The following is a 15,941-nucleotide window of genomic DNA, read 5'->3' as shown; positions in this document are numbered from 1 at the left end:
GGTCAGAACAGCGCGCCGCCGGCGATCTCGCCGTGCGCCTGTACCTCGGGACCGACGGCGTCCAGCCGGCTCTTCACATCGAGCAGCAGCGCCAGTTCCTCCGGCGTCAGCCCGCTCAGTACCTCGCGCTGCTCCTCGGTGAGGAGGTCCACGGGGAAGCCCGCTTCGTACAACGCGTCGGGCAGCACGGGCCGTTCGCCGTTCTCGGGTGGTCCGGTCATGGTGTGACTCCCATCGGTGGGACAGGTCCGGCTCCCCGCAGCGACGGCGCCGGTGCGGAGCGCCCGAGCCGGACGAACAGCCGGGTGAGCGCGTCGAGGGAGTGCAGCGCGCTGACCGCCACGGCCGCTTCCCGCTCCCGGCCGAGCGGCAGCCGGTCCAGCAGCGCGTACAGCTCGTCCAAGTGCTCCGTGTCGAGCACCGAGTGCTCCCGTACGGTCCGCAGCGCGGCGGCGGGCAGCCCGGTCAGCCGGGCGATCCGGCCGGTGAGGCCGGGGGCGGGCGCGTAGCCCTCCAGTACGGCGATGTAGCCGAGCAGGGCGACCGGGTGATGGTGCTCGATCCAGTAGTACTGGGACCCGACGAGCGAGGCGATCAGCGGCGAGGGCAGCGGGCCGAGCGCGTCCTCGGGCGTGCCGCCCGCCGCACGCAGGTCCTCCAGCAGCCAGTCGTCGTGGCCCTCCTCCTCCCGGATGTGCTCCTCCAGATACGCGGCGAGCGGCGCCGCCGACGGGTCGCCGGAAGCCTGCAGTCGGCGGGCCCGGCGCAGGGCCAGCTCCATCAGCGGGACGGAGGCGCGGATGACGGCGTGCATGGTGCACAGATACGTCCGGTAGCGCGGCAACAGCCCTTCGGCGCGCCACATATGGTGCGTCGCGTCCCGGAACTCCGGCTCCAGCAGCAGGAGTTTGACCCGCAGGCGCGCGGAGGCCCCGGCACGCCCGGGCGGTGCGCCCGCGGAGGTGTGGGCGGGCGCGCTCATCGGACGTCCTCCGCGCCGGTCTCCGGCAGGGCCGGTCCGCCCGCGACGACCAGCGGGGCGTACGCCGCGCAGCCGTGGCGGCGCACGACGCCCTGCGCGCCCTCGCGGGAGCCGCGTACCGCCGCCGTCAGGTCCAGCAGCGCCCCGGCCGCCCCGCCCGCCACCGCCCGGGCCCCGGCCACCGCCGCCTCGTCGTCGCCCAGCGCCCGGCAGCCCTCGCAGTAGGAGCCCGCCGGGGGACCGGAGCCGTACCGGGCGGCCAGATGCGTGGGCCCGACCGTGCGGAGCATCCGCAGCACCGGGGACTCCAGCGCCCGGCGGCGTACGGTCGCCCAGTCGTCGGCGCCGATGTGCCCGAGGTCCAGATGGGCCGGGACGGGCCGCCGGTCGACGGTGTCCTGGTTGCAGCAGGCCAGCACGCGGCCGTCGAAGGCGACCACCGGCCAGGCGGCCATCGAGCACGGCGACGCCGCCGCCGGGTCCGGGCCACTGCGGGCGGGCCGGGCCCAGGAGGCGGCCCGGCCGAACGGCCGCACCTCGTTGACCAGGCACGGAACCTGTCCGCCGAACTCCTCCTCCACCGCCCGGGTGAGGCCGGCGAGATACGGGTCGGCCGCGCCGGTCCCGGTGAGGTGCAGGCTCACGGCCACGCCCTCCTCCCGGATCCGGTGCAGGGCGCGGAACACGTCGGCGCGCGGGACCTCGCGTTCGTGGTGGACGTCGAGGGAGGCCGAGAAATGGTCGGCTGAGCGGATCGCGCGCAGGATCGCGGGAGGAATCGCCGCGCCCCGCCGACCGCCGTAGCGCCCACTGCGCCGCCGCCCGGTGCTCCCGCTCCGGCCGTTGCCGCTCCGGGCGAAGAACATGCCGCTGAGCAGCGCGGTACGGGATCCGGCGCGGCGGGCCAGCGTGCTCAGCCGCTCGGCGAGCGCGGGCAGCAGCAGCGGCTCCCCGCCGGTGAGCATGACGACGTCGGGCCGGTTCTCCTCGGTGAACGAGCCGACGAAGCGCTCCAGTTGACCGCCGTCCGGCTCCTGTCGGGTGAACAGGTCCGACCCGGTCGAGCAGTGTGCGCAGCGCAGCGGGCAGCGCCGGGTGAGGCCGATGAGCAGACCGGCGGCCGGGAAGGGCCGCCGTGCGACGAGTTCGGCGAGTTCCATGGTGGGCCGCCTCCTTCGGGGCCGGTGCGCGTCGGGCGCGTACCCAGGCTGTGCGGAACCGGTTCGCGGACGGTCCGGAATCGCTTCGAAGGCGGTATGGGCCCAGGTCGGGACGGATCCCCGGACCGTCGCCGGAGGCTCCGGAGGCGGGCCCGGCCCGCTCCGGACGGGCCCGAACTGGCCCGATACCGCCGCCATACCGCCGCCGAAGCGATGACCAGGCCCGGCTTCCTAACTTTCTCGGCAACGGCAGGCACCGGCCCGCCGCACCGGACACCGAGGGGCGTTCCCCACGGGCCCCGGGTCCCGCAGTGACGAGTGGATGGAGACCACCATGTCCGAGAACACGAAGCCCGCCGCCGACGACGCCAACGAGACCCCCGAGGTCGAGGCGCACTCCGTCCTGGACCTCCAGGAGACCGCCGTCCACGGCGACCGCGACATCATCGCGCCCCCCGGCAACTGCATCAGCGTGCTGAGCGTCGTCGAGAACTGACCCCGCACACCGGACGCCCAAGGCCCTTCCGCGGCCCGGGGTTTCCGGTCGTTCCGCAGTGACCAAGTGACGAGTGGATGGAGACGACCATGTCCGAGAACACCAAGCCGGCCGGCGACGAGACCAACGAGACCCCCGAGGTCGAGGCGCACTCCGTGCTGGACCTCCAGGAGACGTCCGTGCAGGGCGGCGACACGACCGACGGCAACTGCATCAGCGTGCTGAGCGTCGTCGAATCGCAGCGCTGACCGCAGGCGCAGCGCGGCGCCGACCAGGGCGCCGAGCACACCGGGCCGTGCGCCGCGGCGGGCCGAGGCCGACGCCTCGCCGCCGCGGCGCCCGGCCGGCGGACAGGCGGGGACAGGCGGTACGGGGCGGCTCCGCGAACACCGGAGCCGCCCCGCCGCGCTTCGTGCCCCCTGCCCCGCCACCTCACCCATGTCCTGACCATGTCCTGCTGTGCCCTGTCCGACGACCTCCGGGAGCCCCCGATGGCCACGCCGCTCCGCTCCAACCGGGATTTCCGGCTGCTCTGGATGAGCGGCCTCTTCGCCGTTCTGGGCAGCCAGATGGGCGCCCTCGCGCTGCCCCTGCTGATCCTCCGGGAGACCGGATCCGCTGTGCAGGCCGGCGCGGTGGGCACCGTGTCCATCTGCGCCGTGCTGATCACGATGCTGCCCGGCGGGGTGATGGCCGACCGGGTCGAACGCCGCCGGCTGATGCGGCTGTGCGACGTGGGGAGCCTGGCGGCCGTGACCGCCCTGACCCTCGCCGTGTGGAACGGGCACGCCCCCATGGTGCTCGTCCTGCTCGTCGCGACCGCGGGCGCCGTACTGAACAGCGTCTACGCCCCCGCCGCCTTCGGTCTGATGCGCGCGGTCGTGCCGCCGGACCAGATGGGCACGGCGACCGCCCGGCTCCAGGCGCGCACCTCCACGGTCCGGCTGGTCGGCCCGCTCGTCGGCGGTGCGCTGTTCGGCGTGCACCAGGCCCTGCCGTTCATCGCCCAGTTCGTCGGACTGTTCCTCTCGACGGTCTGCGTGGCCCTCGTGCGGACCCGCTCGGAGGCCAGGACCAAGGCCGGTTCGGTGTTCAGCCGCCAGGAGCTCACCGCCGGGCTCACCTTCCTGTGGCAGCTGCCCTATCTGCGTACGGTGCTGCTCGTCTTCGGCCTCGGCATGAACTTCGCGTTCGGCGCCCTCACCTTCACCGCGCTCGCCGTCTTCTCCGAGGGCGGGCGCTCCGGCCTCGGCGGCGGGTTCGTCATCACCTGCGTCTCGGCGGGCGCCCTCGTCGGCGCCCTGCTCGCGCCCCGGCTGGCGCCCGACCGCCATGTCCGGACGCTCATCGTCATCACCTGCTGGAGCTGCGTCGCGACGGCCGCCGCGCTGGCCTGGCTCAGCAGTCCGCTGCTGGCCGGCCTGCTGTGCGCGCTCTGCATGGGCCTGTCGACGGTCGCCAGCATCGGCTTCCTCTCCACCCTGCTGATCGTCACCCCGGAGGACCGGCTCGGCCGGGTGCAGAGCGCGGCCTCCTTCCTGTCCTCGGTGGTCCAGCCGTTCGGGCCGCTGGCGGGCGGCGCGCTGCTGACCGCCCTGGGCAGCAGCGCCGCCTTCGGGGTGACCGGGTGCGTGCTGGCCGTCTCGGCGGCCGTGGTGACGTTCGCCCCCTCCGTACGCGCCGGGGCGGCCCCGGAACCCGCCCGCCCGGCGGAAGAGCCCCGACCCGCCCACGACACCGCCGGTCGTCCCGGCGCACTCTGAGGAGAAACGCCGTGCCCGGACCGCAGCAGACCCAGCTCTACTGCCTCGCCGACCGTACGTACTACGACACCCCGGCCCGGCTGCGGGACGAGGGGACCCGCTACCCGCTGGACTCCGCCCCGCCCCCCGACGGCTGGTGCCGGACCCCGGGCGGCCTGTGGACCTCGATGGTGCCGGAGCGCGGTGAACCGGCCGCGCAGGGCTGGAAGATCCATGTCTCCACGGTCCCGGAGGAGGCGGAGGCGACGCTGCGCGACACCACCCGGGTCTGCCTCGCCCACGGGGTGCCGTTCAAGTTCCTCCGCAGCGAGCAGGCGCTGCTGCTGATGTCCGGCAAGTACATGTCCCGCTCCGGCGCAGGGAAGTTCCTCACGCTCTACCCGCCGGACGAGGCCGTCTTCCTGCGGCTGCTCGACGAGCTGACCCGGGTCCTCGCGGGCCGGAGCGGCCCGTACATCCTCAGCGACCTCCGGATCGGCGACACCCCGGTGCACGTGCGGTACGGGGCGTTCACCGCCCGCTGGTGCCGGGACGCGAACGGCGAACGGGTGCCCGCCCTGCGCCATCCGTCGGGCCACCTGGTGCCCGACGAGCGCGGCGTGGTGTTCCGGGTGCCGCCGTGGGTCACCGTGCCCGGGGCGCTGCGCCCGCATCTGGCCGCCCGCGCCGCCGCCGGGGACGCCGCGTTCCCGTACACCGTCACCAAGGCCCTCCAGTTCTCCAACGCCGGTGGCATCTACCTCGCCCGGCACCGGGACACCGGCCGGCAGGTGGTGCTCCGCGAGGCCCGGCCGCACTGCGGGCTCGACGGGGCGGGCGACGACGCGGTGACCCGGCTGCACCGTGAGCACCGGGCCCTGACCGCGCTGGCCGGACTGGACTGCGTACCGAAGGTGCACGGGGTGACGACCGTGTGGGAACACCACTTCCTCATCGAGGAGCACATCGAGGGGAACACCCTCCTGGAGGAGATCGTCGCCCGCTTCGCCCTCGTGCGCGGGGCGGGCACCGCCGCCGAACTCGCCCCGTACACCGCATGGGTGGACTCGATCACCGGACAACTCACCAGCGCCCTGGCCGCTGTTCACGCCCGGGGCCTGCGTTTCGGCGATCTGCACCCCAACAACATCATCGTCCGCCCCGACGGCCGTGTGGCCCTCATCGACTTCGAGTACGCCGTCGGTCTCGACGACCAGGACACCCCGCTGGCGGGCGCGCCGGGCCTCCAGGCGCCCGTCGGCACCCCCGGCGCCGAGGCCGACGGCTACGCCCTCTGGGCGACCTGGCTCAGCATGCTGATGCCGCTCATGGAGCTGGCCGGGCACGACCGGGCCAAGGCCCTGACCCTGGAACGCTGGGCCCGCCGGAGGTACGGCCTGGCGTCCGACGCGGGCCCGCGCCGCCCCGCCGTCCTGCGGACCGTGGCGGACGACCGGGAGCGCGAGATCGCCGCCCTCCTCGACGGCCCCGCCCCCGACTGGGCGGGCCTGCGCACCCGGCTGCTCGCCGGAATCCACGCGGGCGCGACGCCCGAGCGCGGCGACCGGCTCTTCCCCGGCGACCCGAAGTCCTTCGCCACCGGCGGCAGCGACCTGGCGCACGGGGCCGCCGGCGTCCTGTACGCCCTCCACCGCGTCGGGGCCCCGGTCCCGGACGCCTGGACGGACTGGCTCGTGGACGCCGCCCGTCATCGCGACCCGGCGTCGCCCGGCGGCCTGTTCGACGGACTGCCGGGCACGGCGGCGGTGTTGGCCCGGCTCGGCCGCCCGGACGAGGCGCGGGAGCTGTTCGCCCGGGCCGCCGCCGCACACCCCTCCGCCTGCGCCGACCTGCTGACCGGCCGCGCGGGCACGGCCCTGGCCGCGCTCCGGCTGGCCACGGCCGGTACGTCGGCCCTGGGTACGGGCTCGGTGGACGGTGCTCCGGCGTCAGGCCCGGCCCCGGACCCGGAGCTGCTGGAGACGGCCCTGCGCACCGCCTGGGATCTGGACTGCCTGGTCCGGGGCGAGGGCGGGGCGGGCGGCGGCCTCACCGCCCCGCCCTCCGCCGGGCTGCTGCGCGGACTGAGCGGCGTCGCCCTGCTGCACCTCGAACTCCACGCGCTCACCGGCGAGGAGTGGCTGCTGCGCGCCGCCCGCACCGCCCTGTACCGCGACTCCGGCCACTGCGTCGCGATGCCCGACGGCACCGTCCAGGTCAAGGACGGCCGCCGCCACCTGCTCTACCTAGACCAGGGCAGCGGCGGCTTCGCCCTGGTCGCCCACGCCTACCTGGCCCGGCACGAGGCGCCCGCGCTCGCCGCACTGCTGCCCGGGGTGCACAAGGGCTGCACCAACGAGTTCGTCCGGGAGCCGGGGCTCTTCACCGGCCGGGCCGGACTCGTCGCCACCGCCCGCCAGTTGGAGCGGGGCCCGGCCGGATCGGGGGTGCTCGCCTCCGTACGCAACCTGTCCTGGCACCTGATCGCCGACGGCGACCGGCTGCTGGTGCCCGGGGCGGGCCTACGACGCTGCTCCGCCGACCTGGCCACCGGGGCGGCCGGGCTGCTGCTGGCCCTGCACTTCCTGGCCGGGGCGGACGGGGCGGACGGGGCGGACGGGGCGGACGGGGCGGACGGGGCGGAGACCGAGGGGTCCGGCTACGGAACCCCCGCCGACGACCGCCCGCACGATCTGCTGAAGCTGCTCACCCTGGGCTGAGCGGACCGGCCGCCACCGGCATGCCGGTGTGGGCGGGTAAGCCGCCGGGGGAGGGCACGCGGGCGTCGGCAGGCAGGCCACCGCCCCGCCCCGACGCCCCCCGCTCGCGGGCGTACAGGCCGAGCAGCCGCGGCACCTCGTACAGCGCGGCGTGTGCGGTGACCTCTCCGGCGGGCGAGGTCACCGCACCGGCGTCGATCAGCGACTCGACGGCCCGGATCGCCGCGCGCTCCCCGCAGCCCAGCGCCGCCGTGGCCCGGTCCAGGGTGAAGCCCCCGGCCTCGGCGAGCCCGGCCAGCCGCCCCAGCACCCACCGGTCGCCGTCCGCCAGATCCTGCCAGCCGGACGCGACCCGGTGCCGTACGGAGACGTCCCCGGCGACCAGTTCGTCCAGCGCGGCCGACGGATCCTCCAGCCGGGCCGCGTACTCCGCCAGCGGGAGATGCCGCAGCACCGCCAGCCGCATCCCGCTCACCTCCACCGCGAGCGGCAGCGCCCCGCAGGCCCGGACGATCCGCAACGCCGCCGCCGGGTCGGTCCGCAGCCGCCCGATCCCGATCAGCTTGCCCAGCAGCTCCAGGGCCTCGCTGTCCGCCAGCACGGGCAGCGCGATCCGGTGCACCGGGGCGAGCCCGGCCAACTGCCCCCGGGCGGTGACCAGTACGGAGCAGGCGCCCGACCGGGGCAGCAGCCCCCGTACGGACGCCTCGTCCGGCACGTCGTCCAGGACGACCAGCGCCCGGTGCCGGGCCAGCCACTCCTGCCAGGCGTCCTCGGGGGCGGCGTTCCCCTCCGGCACCCCGCACAGCCGCCCCAGTTCCGCCAGGATCTCCTCCCGGCCGCGCGCCGTACCGTCCTCCCGGCGCACCCGCACATGGACGCGGCCGTCGGGGAACCGGTCGCCGAGCAGATGGGCCGCCCGGACCGCCAGCGCCGACTTCCCCGCCCCGGCCGGGCCCGAGACGACCACCACGCGCTCCTCGCCGCCCAACACATCGAGCAGATCGCGGAGTTCGTCGCGGCGACCGGTGAAGGCCCCGGTACAGGCGGGCAGCGCCACCGCGCTCAACGCCTCCCGGGCGGCGGCGGGCCGCCGGGCCTCGCGCCCCCGGCCGAGCATCGAGCGGTACAGCGCCGCCATCGCCGGGCTCGGCTCCAGGCCCAACTCCCGTGCCATCAGCTGCCGGTAGTCGTCGTACACCGCCAGCGCCTCGGCCTGCCGGCCGGACTGGTGCAGCGAGTTCATCCAGGCGGCCCGCAGCCGCTCCCGCAGCGGATGGCGCTCGACCAGGTCCCGCAGCCCGTCCACCGCGACGGCCGCCCGGCCCAGCTCGATCTCCGCCTCCGCCCAGTCCTCGTAGACCGTCAGACAGCGGGCCTCCAGCCGGTCCGCCTCCTCGGCCACCCCGGCGGAGTCCCGCAGATCGTTCAGCGGCGGCCCCTCCCACAGGTCCAGCGCCTCCCGCAACAGCCGGGCGGCGGACCGCAGATCGCCCCGTCCGGCCTCCGCCCGCCCCGCCCGGGCCAGCGACCCGAAGCGCAGGGTGTCCAGCTCGCCCTCGGCGATCCGCAGCAGATAGCCCCCGCAGCCGTGCACCACCCGGTCCCGGCCCCCGTCCCCGGCCGGGCCCAGGAGGGCGCGGGCGGCGCTGACGTACACCTGGAGGTTCTTCCGGGCGGTGCGGGGCGGGTCGTCCGGCCACACCGCGTCGGTCAACACATCAACCGGTACGGGGGTGTTGGGGCGGGCCAGCAGGGTGGCGAGGACCAGGCGCTGTTTTCGCGGGCCGAGCGGCAGCTCGCGGCCGTCCAGCCGGGCCGTGAGCGGGCCGAGCAGCGAGAAGTACACCGCACCTGCGGAACCGGTACGGACGGGAGGTCGGGTCATCAGCGGGCCTCCGGAAACGGGGACGGGCGGCGGAGTGGGCCGTACGCACGCCCCGATCCTGCTGCCGGTCCGGCCCCCGCACATCGGGGCCCCGCCCGCATTTTCCGGCCGCGCACCCGACCGAAACCGCCTGACGCCCCCATGTTGCCCGCGTCGGCCCCCATGGCCCGGGTGCAAAGGTTCCGCCCGCCCCTGATGCGAGGTCTCAGACCGCCTCGCCGGCGCACTCGGCCGCGAACTCGCACAGCGCCGCCCGGTCCGCGCGCCCCGTCTTGCTGAGCAGGCTGGCCATGTGTTTCTCCACCGTGCGCGGCGAGATGGACAGCCGCCGGGCGATCTGCTGGTTCCCGGGCCGCTCCGGCAGCAGCACGAACACCTCGTACTCGCGCGGCGTCACCCCGCTGGTCCGCAGCGGCGACGGGATCCGGTCCCAGCCGCCCCGGTGCTGGCCCACACTCGCCCCGGCCTGCCGCAGCGCCGCCCGGCACGCGGACGCGACCGGCTGCACCCCGGCCCCGTAGAAGTACTCCTCGGCGGTCCGCAGCCACGCCACCGGCTCGCCCCACCCGTCCGCGCGGGCCGCGTCCGCGACCAGCCGCAGCCCCAGGTGGTGGGCGACCGGGAAGGGGGTGGAGCGCACCCCGAAGGACGCCATCAGCCGGGCGGCCCCGGCCGGGTCACCCGCCCGCCCCAGCAGCACCGCGTCGGCCAGGTCCAGGAACTGCCGGTTCCAGGCGAGGCAGCCGCCCGGAGCGGCCCGCGCCTCCTCCAGCTCCGCCCGGTCCGCCTCGCCCGCCAGGACCCGCAGCAGCGGGCGCAGCCCGTACCGCCCGCTCAGGTAGTAGTAGCTCGGATGGTCCAACTCCCAGGCCAGCGCCTCGTCCAGACCGGCCGCCGCCCGCTCCCGGTCCTCCTCCAGCAGCGCCCCGAACGCCCGGCACAGCCCCGACCGGAGCGGCACCAGCAGCGACTGCTCGCCTCCGGCCCGCCGGAACGCGGCCAGCGCCCGGTCCATCTCCCGCCGCCGCCCCCGGTGCGCGGCCATCGTCGCCCCGGCCAGCAGCAGATAGCGGTGGGCCGACAGATCGCCGACCCGGGCGCTGGCCTCCGCCGAGCGGTCGACGATCTCCTGCGCCTCCTCCCACCGGGCGCACAGCACCGCGTTCATGGCGAGCAGCCCGTCGACCGTACGGGTCAGCAGCAGCGCGCCCAGTTCGGTGGCGGCCGCCCGCGCGGAGAGCAGCCGGGAGGCGTCCCCGGTGCGCATGAACGCGTTGGCGCCGAGCCGCACCAGCGCCTCCACCCGCCAGACCGGCAGGGCGTGTTCGGTGGAGATCGACAGCATCCGCTCCAGCGCGGCGTCCGCGGCGTCGAAGCCCTCCTCGCGCCGCAGCAGCGCCAGCAACTGCCAGGCCTGGCAGGCCACCACGGGCAGCCCTTCGGCCTCGGCGGTCTCCGCCGCCTCCCGCACGGCCTGCTCGGCCTCCGCCGGGTCCGCGGGCTTCTGCCCGGGCCCGGGCTCATGGCCGGGAAGCAGCGCCAGATACCCGTCGACCACCGCGAGCGCGGCCCGGCGGCCGGGCGGCGGCGACGCGCCGAGCAGGGCCCGGGCCGCCTCCACCTGGAGCGCCGCGTCGGCGGTGCGCTCCGCCATGACCGCCGCCCAGGCGAGTTCGACATGGGTCTGTCCGCGCCGGGCGGCGGCCTCGGAACGCGCCGGAACCGGCGGCAGCGCGTCCGCCAGCGCCAGCGCGCCGTCCAGATCGCCGCCCTCGGCACGGGCGACCGCCAACGACTCGGCGACGGCGGCCCGGTCGCCCTCGGCGGCCAGCGGATGCGCCCGCTCCAGCAGCACCACGGCGGAGCCGTGCGCCCCCGAAGCGAGCATCCGTCTGCCCGCCTCCGCGAACTGGCGGGCCGCCCCCGTCCGGTTGCCCGCGGCCAGCTGCAACGACGCCACGAGCTGCCGCCCGTCCTCGTCCAGCGGCTCCCCGGAGTGCTCGATGGCATCGGCGGCACGGCGGGCCAGCGAGGCGCGTTCGGCCGGGGCCAGCGAGGAGATCAGGGCCTCGGCGGTGAGCGAGTGCCGGAAGGTGTAGCGGTCGGGGGCCGCGCCGTCCGGGGCGATGACACCGGCCTCCACCGCGGACCGCAGATGGGTGAACAGGGCCCGGTCCTCGAAACCGGTGACGGTCTGGAGCACGGTCACCGAGAACTGGCTGCCCAGCGTGGCCGACGCCAGTAAGAGGTCCCGCACCGGTTCGTCCAGCCGCTCCAGCCTGCGCGCCCAGCTGCGGACGATGTCCGAGGGGACCGAGGCGTCCGGCTGCTCAGCCGCCACCCAGCCGTCGTCCGTGCGCCGGAGCCGGCCGGTGTCCAGCAGGTCCGCCAGCAGCACTTCCAGCAAGTACGGGTTGCCCGCGGCGCGTTCGGCCAGCCGCCGGTGCACCGCCTCGGGTATCTCCTGGGGCCGCGCCTCCAGACACGCACCGGTCAGCGCCCGCACCTGGGCGTCGTGCAGCGGGCCCAGCTCCCGCACGCCGGCGGTGTGGCGGCGCTCGGCGGAGCGTACGAGGTCCAGCGCGGCACCCGGCTCAGGGCGCAGGGTGCCCAGGAACAGGACCGGCAGATCGGCGAGGTTGTCGATGATGTACTCGACGACCGCGACGGTCTCCGTGTCGCAGTCGTGCAGATCCTCCAGCAGGATCGCGCAGCCCGTCTCCCTGCCCAGCACGGACAGCAGCCGCAGCAGCGCCTCGGCCAGCTCGACGACCGTCTCCGGATAGCCCGGCGACCCGCCCTTGCGCCACTCCGGGACCAGCCGGGCCAGCGCCGGATGGTAGGGCGCGAGCTCCGGATCGGTCGGGGTGCCCGCCGCCCGGAACCGCGAGGCCAGCGCCTCCGCGAGCGGGCGGAACGGGACGACGAGCCCGGTCGAGGTGGCCCGGCCGCGCAGCACCGGCATGCCCGATCCGTAGGCCCGGTAGGCGCATTCGCCCACCAGCCGGGACTTCCCGATACCGGCTTCCCCGACGAAGAACAGCGCGCGCCCCGAACGCCGTTGTACGGCGTCCAGGGCGCTGCTCAGCAGTCCGATCTGCTCGTCACGCCCGACGATGACCGGCGAAGTGGCTCGCATGGCCGAAGATTACTGGAGCGACAACTTCCACGGCTGTAGGACAACTCGATTCATAGGGTGCAGAGTTGGCAGGATCCGGTCACCACGGGGCCGTCATGGTGGTCCAGGGGAGGTCGTGGCTGTAGCCGCTCTCGCCCTCCGAGGCGCTGAGGAGTCTGCTGCGCGCACCGAGGCCTCCGGTGGAACCCAAGGAGATCTGCCCGGCCGGGTGTTCGTGCGAGCCCTCGTGCGCGATGTCGCCGGACGCCTGCAGGGCCGATTCGCGGAACTGCTTCATCTCTGCCTCATCCTCTGGTGGGTGGTGTGGAAAACAGCAACGGTGCGTGGTCATCGGGAACGGTGGTCGGGGGTGGGTCAGGGCGCCCGGGAGGGGCGCAGGAGCAGGGCGGAGCCGATCCGGTCGGGGAACCCGGCCCGGAGCAGCCCGTGCCCGATCCCGGAGAGCCCGGTGAGCAGCCCCGGGTGCGGCACCCGGCCGGGCGTACCGCACTGCGGTCCCGCGCGGTCCGCGGCGGCCAGCAGCGTCCCGGCCCGGCGTACCCACGCGGGCCGTGCGGCGGGCAGCGCCCGGTGGCCGAGGAGTTCGAGCAGCCCCGACTCGCCGTGGCACAGGCTGTCGTCGGCGAGCGGACCGATGTCCGCCAGCTCGCCGGAGCGCGCCGCCAGCCAGCCGGCCAGCTCCGGGTCCGCCAGCGCGTCGTGGCTGTCCGCGACCGCCAGCGCGATCCCGGCCGCCCCGTCGCACCAGGCGGGCCCGGCGGTCGTATCCGTGGGCCTCGCCGTCGCGGCTTCCGCCGGGGCGGTGGCTTCGCCGACCGCTGTGGCGGAAGCCGCGACGGCGGTGGAGCCGGCAACGTCCCGACCGGCCTCCCCGGCTTCCGCGAGGGCCGTCGCCCGGCGCAGCGCCCGCAGACCGGCGCTCCGGTGCCGTACGTCGCCCCCGGCCCCGGCGAACCGCAGCAGCGCCCAGCCGATCCCCGCCGCCCCGTCGGCGAAGCCCGCGGAGTCGGGGAGCGGGGCGGCGGCGATCCGCTCGGCGCAGCGCTCGGCACCGCGCCAGGCCTCCGGGCGGCCGGTGGCGCGGTACACCGCGAGCAGCGAGACCAGCCCGCCCGCCACCCCGCCGCGCACCCCGTACCCGTCCTCGGCCATGCTCGCCGCACAGCTCAGCCGGACGGCCGGACCTGCCAGCTCCAGGATCTCCCGGTCGCCCAGCAGCGTGCCCACCTCGGTCAGCGCGTACGCGATGCCGCCGAGGCCCGCGAAGGCGCCGGAGCCCAGGGGCCCGAGCTCGTCGGCCCGCCCGTGCAGCGCGTCCAGCAGCCCCGGGACCGGGGCGAGCGCCTCACGGGCCGCCTCCGCGTACCGGGCGGCGCCGGTGAGCGCGGCCAGCTGGGCGAGGAAGAGCGCGGGGCCGGTGTAGCCGCCCGCGAGGTCCGCCGCCATCGGTGTGAGCCGCCAGTAGCGCTCGCCGAGCAGTTCGAGCCCGATCCAGTTGGTGCGGCCCTCGTGCCGGTAGGCGAGGGAGACCAGCTGGTCGCCCACCGACCGCGCGGCGGACAGCAGTTGCTCGGGCTCCGGCGCGGTCGCCGCGCTCCGGGCCCGGCCGCCCGGAACCGCCCGGTGCGGCGGCTCGGGCGAGGTGCTCACCATGGCCGCCCGGATGATCCGTTCCTGGTCCTGCCGGTCCACGGTGTCCATCGCGCGCACCTTCGCCTCGACACGCGCCAGCCCGCTGAGGAGGGCGGGATCGCGCGGGGCCGCGGCAGGGCGGGGCCGGGCCGCCGCGGTGTCGTGCGAGGACGGGTCGGGGGCCGGACCCGCGACCGTACGCCCGGTGCCGCTCCAGAGCTCCGTGCCGCCCGGCCGGGTGCAGAACACCGGCACATCACCGCACCACAGCTCCGCGATCTCCTCGTCCTCCACCCCGGGCAGCGCGGGCACGCCCAGGAGCGGGGTGCGCAGCAGCGACAGCACCTGATGCCGTTCGGCGGCGTCCCGCATCAGATCGGGGTGGGTCGACTCGTCCAGCAGCGTCGTGTACGTCCAGGTCGGGCGCGGCACGACCCGTACCTCGTCGGCGGCGAAGAGCCACAACAGCCCGCCCTCGCCCAGGAGTTCGTTCCGGTGCTCGCTGATCGCGTTGTACCCGGCGCGGAATCCGTCGCAGAGGACGTCGGTGTACGCGGAGGGGTCGGCCGCCACGCCGCCCAGCCGGGGCCGGTTGGCGGACTCGGTGAACCGGCCCGCCCGCCGCACCAGCCGCATCCGGTCGGTTCCGGGCCCCGCCCAGTCGGCGGTCTCGATCGGCGACGAGGCGGCCCGGCCGCCGCCGATGGCGGACATGTCGAGCGCGGAGGTGTCCCCGACGAGCAACTGCGGCAGCAGGCCCACCCGGTGGACGGAGTCGTGCAGGGCCCTGGCAGCCGGATCGGCGGACCGGGCGGGCCCCAGCGGCGGGTGGAACAGGGTCTCCACATCGACCAGGACCGGATGCGGGCCACAGGCGATCAGGTTCTCGTGGTGCAGATCCGTACCGTCCAGCGCGTGCAGCAGGGCCAGCAGCGCACCCTGCCGCCGGTAGAACCGCCGGGTCTCCGCCACCGAGTCGCAGGGCCGCTCCTCGACGAACTCGGCCCAGCCGTACTCGCCCCGGTCCAGGACGCGCAGCACCCGCAGCTCGGGGGCGCCCGGCAGCGAACCGAACCACTCGACCAGGGAGTTGAAGTGCCGGTGCGCCGCGAGCGGGCGCGGCTTGTAGACCAGCCGGGTGCCGTCGGCGAACCGCAGCAGCATCACCGACCGCCCCCCGCGATGGCTGTCGCCCGCCCCGGCCTCGACGCCGGTGAGCACCCCGGGCCCCGCGCTCCCGCCGAGCGCCCCGTCAGGCGAGCCGGCCCGGTGGCCGAGCACCCCGGCCGGGGCGAACAGGTGCCGGTCGGCGGCGAGCCGTACGGCCATCTCCGCGAACGCGTCGCCCGCGTTCAGGCAGGCCGTGGCGAGGAGACGGGCCAGGACGGGGTAGCCGGTGACGAGCCCGGCGAGACCGTCGCGACGGGCGGTCAGCCGGACGAAGTCCCGGAAGCGCTCCTCGGTTCCCTCGCCGCTCAACCGGCCCAGCCGCCGGGCCTCGTGCAGCTCCGTCACGAGGGTGCGTGCCGCGATCCGGGAGAGCCGGCGCGTCAACTGCCGCCGGAAGTCGGCGAGTACGAGCGAGGAACCGTCCACCGGAGGGCTGTCCACGACGGGACCGTCCACCACGAGGCCGTCCACCGCGGGACCGTCCTCCTCCGCTGGCGCCTCCTCCGCGAGCGTGCTGCGCAGCCGCTCCGCCGCCGCCTCGACGAACGGCGCGAGGACCGGCCCGAAACCGCTGAGCCCGGGGTACGCGTGGTCGGCGACCACCACGTCGTGCGGCGCCGACGCGACGGCCTGCCGGGCGAAGACCGCCCAGCGGGGTTCGCCGGAGGGCCTGCCGCCGACGACACCGGGAAGCCACCACGGCTCTCCGGCCGCGCCCTCGAACGGGTCGGGGGAGGGGGAGACGGATGCGGCGGACCCGGCCGGGTCGTCGTCGTACGCGACAGCGGCGGCGGCAGCAGCGGGGGCGAGGCGACGACTCGTACCTCTGTCGATCAGATCCTTCTCCGCCACCGCTCCGCACCTCCCCGCTCCTGGGCCCGGTCCCGGTCGGGCCGCCCGGATCCATCGTGCTGGGGGAGCGGGCCGGGCGCATGGGGGAGTCGCCCCCATCTTTCGCGTCCCGGCCCGCACGGCGTGCCAACGGGCGGTGATTCAGGGCGAATCGGCCGCC

11 protein-coding genes are annotated in these 15,941 nt (G+C 75.9%); 4 read left to right on the top strand and 7 right to left on the bottom strand.

Features of this window, described 5'->3' with window-relative positions; all coding sequences use genetic code 11:
* Nucleotides 1-2: 2 nt before the first annotated feature.
* The 3 genes from ACSMXR_RS11750 to ACSMXR_RS11740 are packed head-to-tail and all read right to left on the bottom strand — an operon-like array spanning nt 3 to nt 2,142.
* A complete protein-coding gene (locus ACSMXR_RS11750; RefSeq protein ID WP_103508274.1) occupies nt 3-221 on the bottom strand; it encodes an aroma-sacti cluster domain-containing protein in 219 nt (72 codons plus the stop codon).
* Entirely contained in the window at nt 218-982 is a 765-nt protein-coding gene (locus ACSMXR_RS11745; protein WP_218527427.1) for an iron-containing redox enzyme family protein, read from the bottom strand. The genes ACSMXR_RS11750 and ACSMXR_RS11745 overlap by 4 nt, the downstream gene beginning before the upstream one ends.
* The gene (locus tag ACSMXR_RS11740) at nt 979-2,142 is read right to left on the bottom strand and encodes a radical SAM protein (RefSeq protein ID WP_473171811.1); all 1,164 of its coding nucleotides are present in this window, start codon (nt 2,140-2,142) and stop codon (nt 979-981) included. The genes ACSMXR_RS11745 and ACSMXR_RS11740 overlap by 4 nt, the downstream gene beginning before the upstream one ends.
* A gap of 334 nt (nt 2,143-2,476) precedes the next feature.
* Here ACSMXR_RS11740 and ACSMXR_RS11735 point away from each other — a divergent pair, with 334 nt between their 5' ends.
* From ACSMXR_RS11735 to lanKC, 4 genes are all read left to right on the top strand, one after another.
* A complete protein-coding gene (locus tag ACSMXR_RS11735) occupies nt 2,477-2,638 on the top strand; it encodes a hypothetical protein (RefSeq protein ID WP_170994579.1) in 162 nt (53 codons plus the stop codon).
* 89 nt (nt 2,639-2,727) lie between these two features.
* The gene (locus ACSMXR_RS11730) at nt 2,728-2,886 is read left to right on the top strand and encodes a hypothetical protein (protein ID WP_165891054.1); all 159 of its coding nucleotides are present in this window, start codon (nt 2,728-2,730) and stop codon (nt 2,884-2,886) included.
* A 243-nt stretch (nt 2,887-3,129) separates the two neighbouring features.
* Complete coding sequence (locus tag ACSMXR_RS11725; protein ID WP_218527429.1) at nt 3,130-4,401, top strand: MFS transporter; 1,272 nt, start codon at nt 3,130-3,132, stop codon at nt 4,399-4,401.
* Between the two features lie 11 nt (nt 4,402-4,412).
* Nucleotides 4,413-7,100: a class III lanthionine synthetase LanKC gene (lanKC, locus tag ACSMXR_RS11720; RefSeq protein ID WP_473171810.1), complete on the top strand. Its 2,688-nt coding sequence runs from the start codon at nt 4,413-4,415 to the stop codon at nt 7,098-7,100.
* On the opposite strand, the gene ACSMXR_RS11715 is transcribed toward lanKC, so the two are convergent.
* From ACSMXR_RS11715 to ACSMXR_RS11700, 4 genes are all read right to left on the bottom strand, one after another.
* Complete coding sequence (locus tag ACSMXR_RS11715; protein WP_473171809.1) at nt 7,087-8,988, bottom strand: AfsR/SARP family transcriptional regulator; 1,902 nt, start codon at nt 8,986-8,988, stop codon at nt 7,087-7,089. The two genes, lanKC and ACSMXR_RS11715, sit on opposite strands and share 14 nt — an antisense overlap.
* A 205-nt stretch (nt 8,989-9,193) precedes the next feature.
* The gene (locus tag ACSMXR_RS11710) at nt 9,194-12,127 is read right to left on the bottom strand and encodes a helix-turn-helix transcriptional regulator (RefSeq protein WP_473171808.1); all 2,934 of its coding nucleotides are present in this window, start codon (nt 12,125-12,127) and stop codon (nt 9,194-9,196) included.
* 79 nt (nt 12,128-12,206) lie between these two features.
* On the bottom strand, nt 12,207-12,404 hold the full coding sequence (locus ACSMXR_RS11705; protein WP_137232940.1) for a hypothetical protein: 198 nt from the start codon (nt 12,402-12,404) through the stop codon (nt 12,207-12,209).
* Nucleotides 12,405-12,481: 77 nt separating this feature from the next.
* A complete protein-coding gene (locus ACSMXR_RS11700) occupies nt 12,482-15,781 on the bottom strand; it encodes a type 2 lanthipeptide synthetase LanM family protein (protein WP_473171807.1) in 3,300 nt (1,099 codons plus the stop codon).
* Nucleotides 15,782-15,941 lie beyond the last annotated feature (160 nt).

This window comes from Streptomyces sp. DSM 106670, assembly GCF_055792845.1.
This window is presented reverse-complemented; position numbering and strand designations above follow the sequence as displayed.

What these genes read in the sequence shown, in the direction of transcription:
- ACSMXR_RS11750 (WP_103508274.1), bottom strand. Translation starts at nt 221, where the DNA reads ATGACCGGACCACCCGAGAACGGCGAACGGCCCGTGCTGCCCGACGCG.
- ACSMXR_RS11745 (WP_218527427.1), bottom strand. Translation starts at nt 982, where the DNA reads ATGAGCGCGCCCGCCCACACCTCCGCGGGCGCACCGCCCGGGCGTGCC.
- ACSMXR_RS11740 (WP_473171811.1), bottom strand. Translation starts at nt 2,142, where the DNA reads ATGGAACTCGCCGAACTCGTCGCACGGCGGCCCTTCCCGGCCGCCGGT.
- ACSMXR_RS11735 (WP_170994579.1), top strand. Translation starts at nt 2,477, where the DNA reads ATGTCCGAGAACACGAAGCCCGCCGCCGACGACGCCAACGAGACCCCC.
- ACSMXR_RS11730 (WP_165891054.1), top strand. Translation starts at nt 2,728, where the DNA reads ATGTCCGAGAACACCAAGCCGGCCGGCGACGAGACCAACGAGACCCCC.
- ACSMXR_RS11725 (WP_218527429.1), top strand. Translation starts at nt 3,130, where the DNA reads ATGGCCACGCCGCTCCGCTCCAACCGGGATTTCCGGCTGCTCTGGATG.
- ACSMXR_RS11715 (WP_473171809.1), bottom strand. Translation starts at nt 8,988, where the DNA reads ATGACCCGACCTCCCGTCCGTACCGGTTCCGCAGGTGCGGTGTACTTC.
- ACSMXR_RS11710 (WP_473171808.1), bottom strand. Translation starts at nt 12,127, where the DNA reads ATGCGAGCCACTTCGCCGGTCATCGTCGGGCGTGACGAGCAGATCGGA.
- ACSMXR_RS11705 (WP_137232940.1), bottom strand. Translation starts at nt 12,404, where the DNA reads ATGAAGCAGTTCCGCGAATCGGCCCTGCAGGCGTCCGGCGACATCGCG.